This window comes from Rahnella sp. BIGb0603, assembly GCF_024808755.1.
Taxonomy (GTDB): Bacteria; Pseudomonadota; Gammaproteobacteria; order Enterobacterales; family Enterobacteriaceae; genus Rahnella; species Rahnella contaminans.
The window spans coordinates 313,853-330,042 of sequence record NZ_JANUEX010000005.1 but is presented as its reverse complement, the minus strand read 5'-3'; the positions used below and the strand labels follow the sequence as shown (position 1 = coordinate 330,042).

Sequence of the window (16,190 nt, the reverse complement as noted above, 5' to 3'; positions counted from 1 at the left end):
AAAACAGGATTGCAACTCGCTAACTGGGAATTATATTATATTTTTATCCCTTGTGTGGCGTAGTCATGCAACTATTCTATTTCTGATTGGCTCTTCCGGTGCAGAGCCTGGATTCTACATATCTGAGAGGGACTGTAACCCGTTGCATCCGCAGTTTCCCTGATACTCAATTTTTTTACCTGACGGTAGTACAGCACTTTATGGTGGCGCTCCTTATCAGCCTGTTTACCACGATATTTACCCAGATTATACGCCCGTTCAATCCCCTGTTTCTGCCGCTGGCGGCGACTCAGCCAGTCCTTATGCGACATTGCGGCCATCAGATCGATTATCATGTTATTGATGGCGGTTATTACTGCGCGGGTAATCGGGTCCGCCTGCGAAGGGTCTTTATCCGACAACGCCTGCCATGAGGTAGGAACATCCAGGCTGACAATCCGCAGCTCATATTGTTCGATCTTTTTTTTCAGCGTCATCCAGTCACTGTTGCTAAGGCGTGTCAGACGATCTATCTGCTCGATCAGCAAAATATCATTGCGGTGACTGTCCATAAGTAAGCGCCCCAGCTCCGGACGGTCGAGTTTTGTACCGCTGATATTCTCCCGGTAGTAACTGGCTATTTTATGTCCCCGCTCCAAGACGAACTGCTCCAGCATCTCTTTTGCCCGATCAGCGAACTGATCTTCGGTCGATGCCCTCAAATAAGCTCTGATGAACATTTTTTCACCGTGTTGTCGCATTTAGGTTATTGCATTAATAGTATCGCATATAGGTTATGTCATTCATCGCGTACCGTCACGTTTTGGTTATGGTGTCAGGGTGTACCCTTATGCGATAACTCTCTTTGTTAAAAATACCGCATGGAATAATTTACGAGGAAAACTATATGGCAAGGAGGCAGATTCTTTCTCTGTCGGAAAGAGAATCATTACTGGCATTACCGAACGATGAGTTAACGCTGACACGGATGGCGTATTTCAGTGAGCAGGATCTGGCATTTATTAATGCTCACCGTAAACCCGCCAGCCGGTTTGGTTTTGCCGTTCTTCTCTGTTATCTGAAAAATATCGGGTTTGCTCCGGATAAAAAATCGCCCCCATCGGCAGAATTAGTCAGAGTCATCGGTACCCGCCTTAAACTTTCAGCAGAACTTTGGCAGGAATATATTTCCGGCCGAGATACAACCCGGCGTGAGCACCTGGGAGAACTTTATCGTTATCTGGAACTGAAGGCCTTTAATGGGGAGCTTCAGAAAGAATGTGTCCAGTATCTGCTCCCTAAGGCCACCAGGACAGATCGGGGCATGCTTATCGCAGAGGAATTACTGAAGTACCTGCATCAGCGGCGAATTATTGTTCCTGGTATTGATGTTGTGGAACGCACCTGTGCTGAAGCGATGACTCTGGGTGATAAAGTGGTTTATATCACGCTGAATGAGCACCTTAACGCCACGCATAAATCAGCCCTTGATGCGCTACTAGTAACAGCCGAAAAACAAATTTCTCGTTTGACGTGGTTGCTTCAGCCTCCGGGGAAGATCAATGGAAAGAATGTCCTGCAACATATAGACCGCCTTAACGCCATTGAAGCATTGGCGCTACCGGAAGGCGTGGAGAGAACCGTTCACCAGAATCGACTGCTGAAACTGGCGCGGGAAGGCCGCAAAATGAGCAGCCGGGATTTAGCTGATTTTTCCCCTGTTCGTCGATATTCAACGATGGTCTGTGTACTGACTGAGGCCAGAGCCACAATCATTGATGAAATTATAGAACTGCATGAACGTATACTGCGCAGTATGTTCAGCCGGGCAAAACGTCAGCAAGCCGAACGCCTCCAGAAAACAGGTAAGCTGATACAGCAGAAATTACGCCAGTATGTTTCCGTCGGACAGTCGATCCTTGATGCACGCAACGCAGGCGAAGATCCTCTGTATGCTGTTGAACAGATATTATCGTGGGAAGATTTTGCCGCCAGCCTGGAGGAAACCCGGCTCCTTGCACGTAAGGATAATTTCGAACCGCTTCATCTTATTACCGAAAAATTCAGCACGCTGCGTAAATATTCGTCCCGATTATTATCGGCACTGCAACTGAGGGCCACTCCGGCCGCCTTATCTCTTAATGATGCCCTCGATACTATCCGTGAAATGTATCGTAAGCAGCTAAGAAAGATTCCCTCATCAGCGTCACTGGATTTCATTCCTGAGAGCTGGAAAAAGATGGTGATCACCCCCTCAGGTATTGACCGGCAATACTATGAAATTTGCGCAATGAACGAGCTGAAGGGAGCGCTACGGGCCGGTGATATCTGGGTCCGGGGTTCCCGGCGCTACAAAAACTTCGATGACTATCTTATGCCAGGATTTGATTTCGAAAAGTTATTAAATAATAATCAGTTAAATATATCTGTCGAAACCGATTGCGAAGCTTACCTTAAGGCAAGGCTGACGCTGCTGGCCTCCCGCCTGGAGGAAGTTAACGCAATGGCCGTTACCGGGGATCTTCCCGATGTGGGTATTTCAGATAAAGGTCTGAAGATCACCCCGCTGGATAACAGCGTTCCTTCCACAATATCACCACTGGCCGACCTGATTTACAACATGTTGCCACACCCAAAAATTACAGAAATACTGGATGAAGTTGAGCAATGGACAACCTTTACGCGACATTTTACCCATCTAAAGAACCCGCTTACCCGCCCGCAGGATAACCGTTTGCTACTTACCACCATCCTGGCCGACGGCATCAATCTGGGGCTGACCAAAATGGCAGAGTCCTGTCCGGGAACCACGCGAGCTTCGCTGGAAAACATGCAGGCATGGTATATCCGCGATGAAACGTACTCTGCTGCACTGGCTGAACTGGTTAATGCCCAGAAGTCACGCCCGCTGGCGGCATTATGGGGAGACGGTTCAACTTCATCTTCTGACGGCCAGAATTTTCGGGTTGGCAGCCATGGTCGCTATGCCGGTCAGGTCAATCTGAAGTACGGTCAGGAGCCGGGAGTACAGTTTTATACGCACATTTCTGACCAGTACAGTCCGTTTTACACCAAAGTCATCAGCCGTGTTCGTGACTCCACCCACGTACTTGATGGCCTGCTATATCACGAAAGTGATCTTGAAATCACGGAGCATTACACCGATACGGCAGGTTTCACGGAACATGTTTTTGCGCTGATGCATCTGCTGGGATTCGCTTTTGCACCAAGGATCCGGGATCTTCATGACAAGCGGTTGTTTATTCAGGGGAAGGCTGATAAATATCCTGCTCTACAGTCAATTATTTCCACAACTCCGCTGAATATCAGAGAGATAGAAACCCATTGGAATGAAATTCTGAGGCTGGCGACCTCAATAAAGCAGGGAACGGTGACCGCTTCTCTGATGCTGAAAAAGCTGGCCAGCTATCCTAAGCAGAATGGGCTTGCTAAAGCGCTGAGGGAAGTCGGCCGCATTGAGCGAACACTGTTTATGCTGGACTGGTTCCGTGATCCTGCATTGCGACGCCGGGTTCAGGCCGGTCTGAACAAAGGAGAAGCCCGCAATGCCCTTGCCAGAGCCATCTTCATGCATCGTCTGGGTGAAATAAGGGATCGTGGTCTGGAAAACCAGAGTTACCGCGCCAGTGGCCTTACGCTGATCACCGCCGCGATCACATTGTGGAATACCGTATATATGGAAAACGCCATTAACCAGCTGAAAAAGAAGGGGCTACAACTCAATGGCCAATTGCTGTCACACTTGTCTCCGCTGGGCTGGGAGCACATTAATCTGACGGGAGATTACATCTGGCGAAACAATAAAAAACTGGCTGAAGGGAAGTATCGTCCTTTGCGACCAGTTGATGTCAGTCAGTACAAAAAACAACCTTAACGTACAATATTTTCCGTTTCCCAAACGGAGCCCTGCAAGAAAGCATCTGACGCAGGAATTGAAATTTTCGCTGTTTTATTTTATAAACATTAAGAATGTTGTAACTAAAATTAGGTTTTAAAAACCGCCCTGAAAAGGGCGGTCAGCGTAAAAGTGATGAAGTGTGATTATTTATCCGTCGGGCCACAGCCGCCAATCATTTTAGAAATTGAAATGGCCGGGTGAAGTAAGTAAGTGTAGTCGCAGTTTTTCTCTTTATTATAAACGCTACCGGTACAACCAGAAAGAGTGGCAACTAAGGCAGAAAGAAGTGCGAACTTGATGACATTTTTCATGTAAATCCCTTTAAAAATAATAGTGTAATTAGTGCCGTTCAGGAACCTGACGACGACAGCAATATACGCCGGAAAAGTCTGCGCATACAAATAAAACATCTCGTTTATTCATTTTATTTAATGAGATTATTCAATTAAATCAGTTTGTTATTACTCTTTTGTATATTTGCATATTGGCGCATAGATAATTAATATTGTTTAGGTGGAATAATAATTTCAAATCCAGCTACATTTCACGGAATAACAGGGCTTCAATCGCCACTGATTTAGTGACACACTGCCGTTACTGCGACTTAAGGACACACGTCTTCTGATGAAATTGATTCTGCCTGGTTTGTTTTTAATGCTTATCGCCGGTACTGTTTCCGCCGCATCCGTTTCAGGATTGACCGAAGCACAATGTGTTGCCATGAAAAATACGCATATTCCGGCTTTGCGCATTGGGCTTCCGACGCGGGGGGCCGTCATAACGACCGTCGCGATTGCCGGTCAGCCCGTGGAAACTCATTGCAAGCTCGAAGGGCAAATCAAACCGGTTGATCCGAAAGCGCCAGATATTCAGTTCCAGCTTTATCTGCCACTCGTCTGGAATGGCAAGGCGCTTCAACTTGGCGGCGGGGGATTCGATGGTGCCATAAAAGGGGCAGATACCGCACGGCTCGCGCCCGCGTCCGTACCCGGCGCTCTGAAACAAGGATATGCCACCTTTGGCAGCGATTCCGGCCATCAGGGTGGGGTGTCCGACGCATCATTTACGCTGAATGAGGAAGCCTGGAATAATTTTGCCGGGGCACAGATTAAAAAAACGCACGACGTGGCGGTGGCACTTATTGAACAGGCTTATGGCCGAAAACCGTCGCGTCTCTATTTTCAGGGCAACTCTCAGGGCGGCCATGAGGCGCTGGCCGCCATTCAGCGGTATCCGCTCGATTACGACGGCGCTATTGCGATCCATCCGGTTTACAACGTTGTCGAACTGCATATGGCGGGAATTCGTATCGGACAGGCTGTTTACAACACGCCGGGAGCCTGGATTTCACCGGCAAAAGCCGCGCTGATATCCAATTCCGTTTTAAGTGCCTGTGACAAACTGGACGGGCTGACCGACGGCGTTGTCGCCAATGTGGACGCGTGCAGGGCAGCCTTTAAACCGGAAAGGTTACGTTGTCACGATGGCAAGGATAACGGTGACCTTTGCCTTTCGGATGCGCAATTATCTTTGGTGGTAATGCTGAGTAAACCGGTGTCCTTGGGCGTGAATTTACCCACCGGCGATCACTTTGCGCCTTGGCCGATTTTGCTGGGCGCTGATGCCCCTGCGCTGGTCAGCGTGTTTGGCTCGGGCGCTGATAAGCCAAAACCGGCCTCATCGAACATCATCATTTCCTTTCCATATATGATGGGCGATCAGGCAGTGCGGTATGAAGTCATGCGTTCGCCGGATTATGATTCCCTGCAATTTAATCCCGCGCAACATTCAACACGGCTGAAAGAACTGGCGTCTCAGGTCGATAATGACAATGCAGATATCAGCGCTTTTGTTCAGCACGGTGGAAAATTGCTGCTGATGCACGGCACGGCAGACATGGCGGTGCCGCCGGGAAATACGCTGGCTTATTACGAGAAGCTTAAAGCACGGTTTGGGGAAAAAGAATTGCATCAGTTTGCGCGATTCTATCTTGCCCCCGGATTTACCCATAGCAGCGGCCCGTTCCGCGTGAGCTGGGATTCCCTCGGCACGCTCGATAAGTGGGTGGATCACGGCATCGATCCTGGCCAGCAGATCATGATTGATACCAATAAAGCCACTGCCGGTCGTGAAATGCCGCTGTGCGAATATCCGCAGTTTCCCAAATATAAAGGGCAGGAAGACACAAAATCTGCTTCGAGTTTCGTGTGTACAACTGACTAAGTACACCGGCCACTGTATGAATATTCACCATATAGCGCGCACTCCTTTCTGATCAAATGCAAGCTAATTTACCTATATATAATCACAGGTGAATGAACGTTCTCAAAAAACTTGAACATCCGTCCAAGTCTTGGCATTATCCTCTGCTGTCTCTTCACCTTCGGATTTTTCAAGTGGCCTATCTCTGTAAAGAAGCGCGCAAGACAACCATTCTTGAAGCCGCCGCCCGGATTGCGCGCTATGAAGGATTGGCTGCCACCACGGTGCGCCGTGTTGCTCAGGAAGCGGGGGCCGCAACCGGTCAGGTTCATCATCATTTTTCCAGCGCAGGAGAACTTCGCGCGCAAGCCTATACGCAGGTGATGAAGATCCTGAAAGAACAGTTGCTGGAAAGAAGTCAGCAGATGACCGCCCGGGAACGGCTCAACCTGCTGTTGATTGATCCCCAGGATGATCAGTCGCTGATGGCCATTCCGCTCTGGCATGAGGCCATGTTGCTGACTGAACAAGAGCCGCTGATGAAAGCAGCTTTTGCGCTGTCTGTGGCCGACTGGCACGAACTGGTATCTGATGCGATTGAATTCGGTCGCCAGAAAGGGGAATTCTCCAAAGGCGAATCCCCGGAGCATATATCCTGGAGGCTGATTGGTCTGAGCAGCAGCATGGATGCCATGTCGCGTCTCGAAACGCTCGGGTTAACCAGTCAGTGTGCGGAATACAATTTACACCGCGCCATCCAGAATGAGTTGTATGTCAGTGAAGCTGGATGTAAGGAAACCTCTGATGTTTAAAACTTATTTGCTGCTCGGCCTGGCGATTATTGCCGAGGTTATTGCGACCAGCAGCCTGAAAAGTTCTGAAGGATTTACCCGTTTGTGGCCAAGCGTTGTCACATTGCTGGGCTACACGATTGCCATCTTTTTATTGTCTCTGACCCTGAAAACCCTGCCGACCGGTATTGCATACGCGATCTGGTCCGGCGTTGGTATTGTCCTGGTCTCCGCCATTGGCTGGTTTGGTTACGGGCAAAAGCTGGACACCCCGGCAATGATTGGCCTCGGGCTTATCATCGCGGGCGTGATTGTCGTGAACGTGTTTTCAAAATCGGTCGCGCACTAACTATGGCGACTTTATCGCAGCACAGGGAGTTCATTTTGCAGAGCGAACAAAAACCTGATTTCCATGATGACTTGATCAAAGAGTTACTCTATTGGATCGAAGTCAACTTAAGTGATCGTCTGACCATGGAAAAAGCCTCGAAGAAAACCGGTTATTCTCCCTGGTATCTTCAGCGTCTGTTTAAAAGTAAAACAGGTTTCGCGCTGGGCAAATACATTCGTGACCGTCGTCTGACGATGGCCGCGATTGCTTTGCGGCTGACCAATATGCCGATCCTCGATATTTCGCTGTATTACTCTTACGATTCTCAGCAGACGTTCACCCGTTCGTTCAAAAAGAACTTTGCTGAAACGCCGGGAATGTACCGCCGGAATGCATCGTGGACCATGAGTGGCATCACGGCACCGCTGACCGTGGATGAGTTTCCACCGCCTGAATATGAAATTGTAGAATTGCCGGAAATGGCATTCGAGGGGCAGACTTCAACGCATTCTTATCCGATTGAAGCGCTGTTTAACGCCAAAAATCACGTACATCGTGCCGAACTGTTACGCTATCTGGAAACGCCGGAATCACTCCTCGCGCCGGTCTGGGGCTTATCCGATTGTCGTCCTGATACGAATGATGAAGTCGCCAATGCATTACAGATGGATTATACGGTCGCTCATGAAGTGAAGGTCAGCGATAACCATGACATTATGGTGCCCGCCAGCCGTTATCTGAAGATCCGTTATCCTTATGATCTCAGCCGCCTGAATGATTTCATTCTGTATTTGTATTCAGTATTTTTGCCGACGCTTGGTCTGGAATTCATCATGCAGCCGGATCTGGAAAAATACTCCCGCGAATCTGCACTAAACGGTGTGACTTGCGAATATTACATTCCGCTGGCCCGACACTGATTTCTACACTTGCAAAAACACAAAAGCCTCCCGAATGAGAGGCTTGCAAGGAAAAAAACATCCCGTTAATTAAAGACCATACCACCGTCAATCAGTAACGCCTGACCGGTCATATAATCGGAGTCCGGGCCAGCAAGGTAGGAGACGCAGGCGGCGACATCTTCTGGCTCTGAAAGACGTTTCAGAGTGATGTTTTTCGCAAACTCCTTCGTACCGTAGCCAACAGGCTGACCTGCGGCCGCAGAAACCTGGCGGTCAATTTCTTCCCACATCGGCGTTTTCACGATGCCCGGGCAATAGGCGTTTACGGTAATTCCCAGAGAAGCCAGATCGCGCGCTGCGGTTTGTGTCAATCCGCGCACGGCAAATTTGCTGGAACTGTAGATAGCCAGTTCAGGGTTACCGACATGGCCCGCCTGAGAAGAAGCATTAATGATTTTGCCGCCATGCCCCAGGGATTTGAACGCTTTCACCGCCGCCTGAATCCCCCAGATAACGCCTTTCACATTGATGTTATAGACTTTATCGACAATTTCCGGCGTGATGTCTTCGATCAACGTTGTCGGCGCGATCCCGGCATTATTCACGATGACATCAAAACCGCCGAGCTGTTTTGTTGCAGCCTCAACGGCGGCAAAAACCTGTTCGCGGTTTGAAACATCTGCCAGCTGAGCAATTGCTTTACCGCCCGCATGATTAATTTCTTCGGCAACTTTCTTCGCTGTTTCCCCGTTGTAATCCACAACCGCAACAGCAAATCCATCTTTCGCCAGACGAAGCGCAATTGCACGACCAATCCCCTGACCGCCACCTGTTACTAAAGCCACTTTTCCATTTTTAGACATACCACTATCCTCTATGTATTCGGTTTCTTTTCAGGTGCTGCGCGCAAGGCACGGCCAGACCAGCCCGGTACCTTTGCGTGAGCTCCGTACTGGTTTACGCCTCTGAGTCAGCATGTGCAAATGTTAGCCACCGTAATTAACTGTACTCACACTAATAGTCAGTGAGCGTCAGAATTTCGAACGGACTCGGGTAGAATGCATGAACCGAACGCAATAAAGGATGTTGGAATGACAGAGTCAAACAGTGCAACTTTCCGGGAACGCCTGATCGTATTGGCGCAATCGCTACAGTTAGCACCCCAGGTAGCTGAGAATCAGGTTTTGGATCGCATGGCGCTGAGTTTTCGCAAATTGCTGAACTTTCTGGCTGAAGATAACAATCTGACACAGAGCGTTTTTTTGTTACCCCCGGAAGGGCCGGAAACTCAGGCGATGCTCACCGCTGTCATTTCAAAAAATCTGGCGTTCAGCCAGCAGGACAAACTCTTTCGTAACGATATTCCGGCTGAACTTCTGGCGCAGTGTTTCACCGGCATGCTGGTACAGCTCGCACATCAGGCAGCCAGCCCGGCGCAGCGCCACCAAAACAGCCTCGCTTGTGCAAAACTATTCTGTGAAGGTGTCTGGCTGAGGGAATAGGTAAGGGATTCTGCTTTATTCTATTAATGAGAAAGCAAAGCATAAATCGTTGGTTCAAATCGCACTGCAGAAACGGTTAACTGAAGTCATTCCAGCGGCAGACAATGTCTGTCTGATTTTTTAAACAGACGTAATGATCAACCGGAGGCCTGTATGTCAACGACTGCACTAACTACTGAGCAACGCTCGTTATGGCAGCGCATCACTCATCGCAAGGTGAAGGATCAGACTGAAGAAAAGACGCAGGACACATCGCGTCTGCTGGAGAGTTTTCTGGCTACAGGGTGCCTTTACGGCATTGATGTGGGGAACACAGACCCGGCGTGGTTTCGCCGCTCCTGACCGTTATATTCGCTTATTGCGCTTCAGTTATTGGAATGAACTGTGCAACGGCGAATCTTCTCCTGATAGTGCAAAGCTGTACCCTGAATAGTTGGTGTTGCCGTTGCGTTGTGTGGACAGCGTAGCTGTAGCATCAGGTATGAAGGTTGTTGTGGAAAGTCTCTCTGACCTCGTCGTAGAAATTTTAGTTCTCTCTCATTTGTTGAGCCCATAACTTTCGCCGGTTATGGGTTTTTTTATGCAAAAAAAAGCCCCGCAGTCAGGCGGGGCAATAATAAGGCCGTTGACAGGGATCACGGCAAGTTAATACGAATAATTAAAACCAAGGAAGGGGAAATTGAATTGCAGTGATGATTCTGCAATTCGGGAATTAATTTACCACAAAGTTATTCTTTATTTTAAATATATTATTTATATGGTTTGGTTTTTAATATTCACGGAACATATAATTAAATACCTTTGAAATATTTAGCAATAAATAATAAAGCCAAAAACAATAATTCTCCTACAAAACAAGGGAACTATATAGGTAGTATTAGTGCGAGCACCAACTCATTAATAAAGTACATATAATAAATTAAGTATTCAATTAAATGATAAAGGAATGACGTCATGAAATTAAAAGCACTGGCTCTTATTATTCCAGCATTACTGGTGGCAGGCGCAGCGCATTCAGCTGAGATTTATAACAAAGACGGCAATAAACTTGACCTGTACGGTAAAGTCGATGCGCGTCATCAATTCTCCGACAACGTTGGCGACGACGGTGACGAAACTTACGTCCGCGTAGGCTTTAAAGGTGAAACTCAGATTTCTGACCAACTGACAGGTTACGGCCAGTGGGAATATAACGTTCAGGCGAACAACACTGAAAATAACGGCACTTCAGGTAACGCAACCCGTCTGGGTTTTGCGGGTCTGAAATTCGGTGACTACGGTTCATTCGATTACGGCCGCAATTACGGCGTAGTATACGACGTTGAAGCCTGGACCGATATGCTGCCAGTGTTCGGCGGTGACTCTTACACCAATACCGACAACTTCATGGTCGGCCGTGCTAATGGCGTTGCAACTTACCGTAACTCTAACTTCTTTGGCGCAGTGAATGGCCTGAATTTCGCAGTGCAATATCAGGGCGCAAACGACGGCACCAATGATTCAGAAGGTACAAACAACCATCGCGATGTACAACATCAAAATGGTGACGGTTACGGGTTATCCACGACTTATGATTTCGGTATGGGCATCAGCGTTGGTGCAGCGTATGCCTCTTCTGACCGTACCAATGATCAGTCTGCTGACAACCGTGGGGATAAAGCTGACGTCTGGACGATTGGCGCGAAATACGATGCTAACAGCGTTTATCTGGCCACCATGTATTCCGAAACACGGAATATGACGCCATATGGTGACAGCGATATTGCAAATAATACTCAGAACTTTGAAGTAACCGCACAATATCAGTTTGACTTCGGTCTGCGCCCGGAAGTTTCCTACCTGCAATCTAAAGGTAAAGATCTTAACAACGGCAACGGCGGTAAAGACAACGATAAAGATCTGGTTAAATACGTTTCTGTCGGTTCTTACTACTACTTCAACAAAAATATGTCTGCGTATGTTGATTATAAAATCAACCTGCTGGACAACGATGATGACTTCTATACAAACCAGGGCATCTCTACCGATGACGTTGTTGGTGTAGGCATGGTCTACCAGTTCTAATTATTCAGCGTTAACCTGAATATTAGGAGCAATAAAAACCCATCTCCGGATGGGTTTTTTTTACATTTAAATCCATAGGAATATTTATTATTCTAACCACTGCGCAACACCGCCGTGGCGCGAACAGGTTCCGCGATGATGTGTACTGAAACTATAAGTTCCGTCACGACATTGCGCAGACGCGCCTTCTGGGACATTCCCAGATTTACTGTGTGCCGGTTTATGGACGCTTTGCCCGTCAGAATTAATATAATCTCCTTGTTCTATAAGTTCGCTATCCTGTGAATTAGTTTGTTTTGCCAGTGCGGGCTGAAAAAGCAGAATGCCAGTGATTATTAAACAAGCGAATAATCGCATGATGTTGTTATCATCCGGTGATAAGAAAGTGTGCGCAAAGCGTACTCTCCGTTTACAGCGATGCAATCCTGATATTTAACCATTAATGACGTGTATAAATGAGGTGCTTTAACCATTTTCCTGCCCGCGTAAAATCTTGGTTAAGATTCGTATAAAAAGACGACAAATCCTTGCCTGATCCTACTGAAAAATCTCTCAAGCGCTTGAATTTAAAGAGGTGAAAACCATAAATAACCAGGGTTGTTTATTAAGCGATTTGTGCTCTACATGATTGAAATCTATTGATAAATCGCATGTACAACCGATGGAGTATTTGGTATATTATTGACCAGATCACGTACAGGGCTATTTCTCTGTGATACGGTGTTTTACCTAAGACTTGGTTTCTCAGGACAATGACATGTTAGATTATCGCTTTCCGACAGCTATGCAGATGGTGTTTTGTATCGCTCAGTCCCAAAAGGCTGGACAGCGCTGCACCAGTGCGATTTTAGCAACGGGTCTGGAAGCCAACTCCAGTTTTATCCGCAAACTGATGGTGCCGCTGACTCAGCACGGCATTATTGTTTCCACTCTTGGTCGTACCGGCTCTATTAATCTCGGACGTCCGGCGGAAGAAATCTCCCTGCGCGATATTTACTGCGCGGTCATTGAAGATAAGCGCCTCTGGGCTGCGCGGCCTGATGTTCCGGCCCGCTGTGTGGTCAGCGCCAATGCCTGTACATATTTCAAAAATATCGTCAACGAAGCCGAAGAAGCCTCGCTTCAGGTTTTAGCCCACCATACCGTGGCGGATGCGCTGGCGGAGTTCGAACGCGGCGGCAAGTACAAATGCACCAAAGATCTGGTCGCAGAACACGCAGAGAATGTTTCCTGCTCCAAGTAAACCGCAGAAAGCATTTTTACTCGTAGCGTGAATTTCAAATATAAAAAAGCCGGGAGATTTCCCGGCTTTTTGCTGTCTGGATTTAGTCCAGTGTTATCAGACCGTCTGCGTTTCCAGCACCACTTTCTTACGCGTCACCAGCTTGCGCAGTGCGACATAAAACACCGGCGTCAGAAACAGCCCGAATAGAGTCACACCTAACATACCGGAGAACACGGTAATCCCGGTCACGCCACGCACTTCCGCACCGGCACCGTGGCCGAGAATCAGCGGAATGGTCCCCGCGATGAACGCAATCGACGTCATGACGATAGGGCGCAGACGCAGGCGGCACGCTTCGAGGGCGGACTCGATAATCCCTTTGCCCTGCATTTCCAGTTCGCGGGCGAACTCGACAATCAGGATAGCGTTCTTACAGGCCAGTCCCATCAGAACCACCAGCCCGACCTGCACGAAGACGTTATTATCGCCGCCGGTCAGCCAGACGCCAAACAGCGCGGAAAGCATCGTCATTGGCACAATCAGGATCACCGCAAGCGGCAGCGTCCAGCTTTCGTACAACGCAGCGAGCACCAGGAACGCCAGCAGAACAGACATCGGGAAGACGATCAGCGCCGCATTGCCCTGAGTAGATTGCTGGTAACTCAGATCCGTCCATTCGATATTCATCCCGTTTGGCAGCAGATTTTTCGACATCGCGGTCAGCTCGGTCATTGCCTGCGCCGAAGAGAGAATGCGCGGGTCAGCATCGCCAATCAGATCTGCCGCCGGATAACCGTTATAACGGATTACCGGGTCAGGTCCGTAGGTGGTAGTGATGTTGAGCATGCTGCCAATTGGCACCATTTCACCTTTATCATTACGTGTACGCAGATTGCCGATATCTTCCACGCTGTCACGGAACTGGCCATCGGCCTGTGCCATCACTTTCCAGGTACGGCCAAAACGGTTGAAGTCATTGATGTACGACGAACCGAGATAAACCTGCAACGTACTGAATAACTCATCCAGTGAAACGCCCTGAGCCTTGGCTTTATCACGGTCGATATGTGCATCAAGCTGCGGCACGTTGGCCTGATAAGAGGAAATCGGGTAGCCCATTCCCGGCGTTTGCATGATGGCACCGGACATCGTATTGATCGCCGTTTGCAACGCACCGTAACCCAGCCCCGCGCGATCCTGCACGTAGAGCGAATAACCCGACCCCTGGCCTAATCCGAGGATCGGCGGTGGCATAATCGAGAAGGCAAACCCTTCCTGAATCTGCGATATTTTGGCATTGATTTCCGCGTTAATCTGCGCCGCCGTACGGGTACGTTCGCTCAGCGGTTTCAGGGCGAAGAATACCGTCCCGGTATTTGGCGTATTGGTAAACTGCAGCGCATTCAGGCCGGGGAAGGCCACCGCGTCAATTACGCCGTCTGTACTTAACCCCATAGCGCTGATTTTGCGGATCACCGCATCAGTGCGCGACAAGGAAGACCCTTCCGGCATTTTCACACCGGCAATCAGATACAGTTTGTCCTGCGTCGGAATAAACCCGCCGGGCACCGCTTTAAACATAAATGCCGCGGTGCAAAGCAGCAGAACGTAAACACCAAATACCGCGCCGCGGCGACCCAGCGTTTTCGATACCGCATTCTGATACTTATGCGAACTGGCATTAAAGAAGCGGTTGAACGGCCGGAAGATCCACCCAAATAACCGGTCAATCAGACGCGAGGGCATATCCTTCGGCGCACCGTGCGCTTTCAGCAATAACGCCGCCAGAGCAGGGGAAAGCGTCAGTGAGTTGATGGCTGAAATCACGGTAGAAATTGCAATCGTCACCGCAAACTGTTTATAGAACTGACCGGTCACGCCGGAAAGGAATGCCATCGGTACAAACACCGCGCACAGCACCAGCGCAATCGCCACAATTGGCCCGGAAACTTCCCTCATGGCCTGATGCGCGGCCTCCCGTGGCGCTAAACCTTCCTCAATATTACGTTCGACGTTTTCCACCACCACGATGGCATCGTCGACCACTATCCCTATCGCCAGAACCAGCCCGAACAGACTGAGCGTGTTAAGCGAGAAGCCGAGCAGATACAAAATGCTGAATGTCCCGATCACCGAAATCGGTACGGCCAGCAACGGGATGATCGACGCACGCCAGGTTTGCAGGAACAGAATCACCACCAGCACGACCAGCACCACGGCTTCCAGCAGCGTATGAACCACGGCGCTGATGGAATCCCGGACAAACACGGTCGGGTCATACGGCGCGCGCCATGTCATACCTTCCGGGAAACGCGTCGACAGCTCGGCCATTTTTGCGCGCACGGCGTCGGACAAATCAATCGCATTCGCGCCCGGCGACTGGAAGATACCAATCCCGACCGCATCCTTATTATTGAGCTGCGAGCGCAGGGCGTAACTGCCGGAACCCATTTCGATACGTGCGACGTCACGAAGACGGACGATTTCGCCATTGTCACCACTTTTCAGGATGATTTTGCCGAATTCGTCTTCATCTTTCAGACGGCCCTGCGCATTGATAGACAGCAAATAATCGCTATCTTTCGGCATAGGTTCTGCGCCCAACTGGCCAGCAGAAACCTGCACGTTTTGCTCCTGCATCGCTTTCACGACGTCAGATGCCGTCAAACCACGCGCCGCGACTTTGTTCGGATCGAGCCACACGCGCATCGCGTATTCACCCGCACCGAAAATCTGAATCTGACCGACGCCAGGCAGGCGTGCAAGCTCATCTTTCACTTTCAGCGTGGCGTAGTTGCTCAGATACAACGAGTCGTATTTACCGTTCGGCGACACCAGATGCACCACCAGCGTTAACGTCGGCGACTGCTTCTGCGTGGTCACGCCCTGACGGCGCACATCCTCCGGCAGACGCGCTTCGGCCTGCGCCACGCGGTTCTGCACCTGAACCTGGGCCTGATCCGGATCAGTGCCCGGACGGAAGGTCACAGTCGTCACCAGCACGCCGTCTGAACCGGCGACAGATTTCATGTACACCATGTTTTCAACGCCGTTGATAGCTTCTTCCAATGGCGTCGCCACGGTTTCAGCAATCACTTTCGGGTTGGCACCCGGATATTCAGCGCGAACCTGCACACTCGGCGGCACCACATTCGGGTATTCGCTGACCGGCAGCAGGGGAATGGCAATCGCCCCGGTGACCAGAATTAAAATCGACAAAACAGCCGCAAATATTGGCCGATCGATGAAAAAGCGGGAAAAGTCCATGAGTCAGG

At 49.4% G+C, this 16,190-nt stretch carries 14 protein-coding genes; 9 read left to right on the top strand and 5 right to left on the bottom strand.

What is annotated here, in order from left to right:
* Positions 1-71: 71 nt before the first annotated feature.
* Positions 72-719, bottom strand: a complete 648-nt coding sequence (locus M2403_RS15605) for a recombinase family protein (protein WP_259229934.1) — start codon at positions 717-719, stop codon at positions 72-74.
* A 167-nt stretch (positions 720-886) separates the two neighbouring features.
* Here M2403_RS15605 and M2403_RS15600 point away from each other — a divergent pair, with 167 nt between their 5' ends.
* The gene (locus M2403_RS15600; protein ID WP_259229932.1) at positions 887-3,874 is read left to right on the top strand and encodes a Tn3 family transposase; all 2,988 of its coding nucleotides are present in this window, start codon (positions 887-889) and stop codon (positions 3,872-3,874) included.
* Between the two features lie 167 nt (positions 3,875-4,041).
* Here M2403_RS15600 and M2403_RS15595 read toward each other — a convergent pair whose 3' ends face one another.
* Positions 4,042-4,209, bottom strand: coding sequence for a YhfL family protein (locus tag M2403_RS15595; RefSeq protein ID WP_152328047.1), 168 nt, complete (start codon positions 4,207-4,209; stop codon positions 4,042-4,044).
* 313 nt (positions 4,210-4,522) lie between these two features.
* Between M2403_RS15595 and M2403_RS15590 the strand changes: the two genes are divergently transcribed.
* The 4 genes from M2403_RS15590 to M2403_RS15575 all read left to right on the top strand — a co-directional run bounded on the left by M2403_RS15590 (position 4,523) and on the right by M2403_RS15575 (position 8,142).
* Positions 4,523-6,121, top strand: a complete 1,599-nt coding sequence (locus tag M2403_RS15590; protein WP_259229931.1) for a tannase/feruloyl esterase family alpha/beta hydrolase — start codon at positions 4,523-4,525, stop codon at positions 6,119-6,121.
* A gap of 92 nt (positions 6,122-6,213) precedes the next feature.
* A complete protein-coding gene (locus M2403_RS15585; protein ID WP_259229930.1) occupies positions 6,214-6,912 on the top strand; it encodes a TetR family transcriptional regulator in 699 nt (232 codons plus the stop codon).
* Positions 6,905-7,240: an SMR family transporter gene (locus M2403_RS15580; RefSeq protein WP_152328048.1), complete on the top strand. Its 336-nt coding sequence runs from the start codon at positions 6,905-6,907 to the stop codon at positions 7,238-7,240. The genes M2403_RS15585 and M2403_RS15580 overlap by 8 nt, the downstream gene beginning before the upstream one ends.
* A 35-nt stretch (positions 7,241-7,275) precedes the next feature.
* A complete protein-coding gene (locus tag M2403_RS15575; RefSeq protein WP_259229927.1) occupies positions 7,276-8,142 on the top strand; it encodes a helix-turn-helix domain-containing protein in 867 nt (288 codons plus the stop codon).
* A 65-nt stretch (positions 8,143-8,207) separates the two neighbouring features.
* Here the strand turns inward: M2403_RS15575 and M2403_RS15570 are convergent, their stop codons facing one another.
* Positions 8,208-8,987, bottom strand: a complete 780-nt coding sequence (locus M2403_RS15570) for a (S)-acetoin forming diacetyl reductase (protein WP_152328050.1) — start codon at positions 8,985-8,987, stop codon at positions 8,208-8,210.
* 228 nt (positions 8,988-9,215) lie between these two features.
* On the opposite strand from M2403_RS15570, the gene M2403_RS15565 reads away from it, so the two are divergent.
* The 3 genes from M2403_RS15565 to ompC all read left to right on the top strand — a co-directional run bounded on the left by M2403_RS15565 (position 9,216) and on the right by ompC (position 11,690).
* The gene (locus tag M2403_RS15565) at positions 9,216-9,626 is read left to right on the top strand and encodes a hypothetical protein (RefSeq protein WP_259229925.1); all 411 of its coding nucleotides are present in this window, start codon (positions 9,216-9,218) and stop codon (positions 9,624-9,626) included.
* 153 nt (positions 9,627-9,779) lie between these two features.
* Entirely contained in the window at positions 9,780-9,968 is a 189-nt protein-coding gene (locus M2403_RS15560) for a hypothetical protein (RefSeq protein WP_259229923.1), read from the top strand.
* A gap of 612 nt (positions 9,969-10,580) precedes the next feature.
* Positions 10,581-11,690: a porin OmpC gene (gene ompC, locus M2403_RS15555; RefSeq protein ID WP_259229921.1), complete on the top strand. Its 1,110-nt coding sequence runs from the start codon at positions 10,581-10,583 to the stop codon at positions 11,688-11,690.
* Between the two features lie 87 nt (positions 11,691-11,777).
* Here the strand turns inward: ompC and M2403_RS15550 are convergent, their stop codons facing one another.
* Positions 11,778-12,047, bottom strand: a complete 270-nt coding sequence (locus M2403_RS15550) for a DUF3761 domain-containing protein (protein WP_165060480.1) — start codon at positions 12,045-12,047, stop codon at positions 11,778-11,780.
* A 400-nt stretch (positions 12,048-12,447) separates the two neighbouring features.
* Between M2403_RS15550 and M2403_RS15545 the strand changes: the two genes are divergently transcribed.
* A complete protein-coding gene (locus M2403_RS15545; protein WP_152328055.1) occupies positions 12,448-12,933 on the top strand; it encodes an Rrf2 family transcriptional regulator in 486 nt (161 codons plus the stop codon).
* Between the two features lie 96 nt (positions 12,934-13,029).
* On the opposite strand, the gene M2403_RS15540 is transcribed toward M2403_RS15545, so the two are convergent.
* On the bottom strand, positions 13,030-16,182 hold the full coding sequence (locus M2403_RS15540) for an efflux RND transporter permease subunit (protein ID WP_259229919.1): 3,153 nt from the start codon (positions 16,180-16,182) through the stop codon (positions 13,030-13,032).
* Between the last annotated feature and the right edge of the window lie 8 nt (positions 16,183-16,190).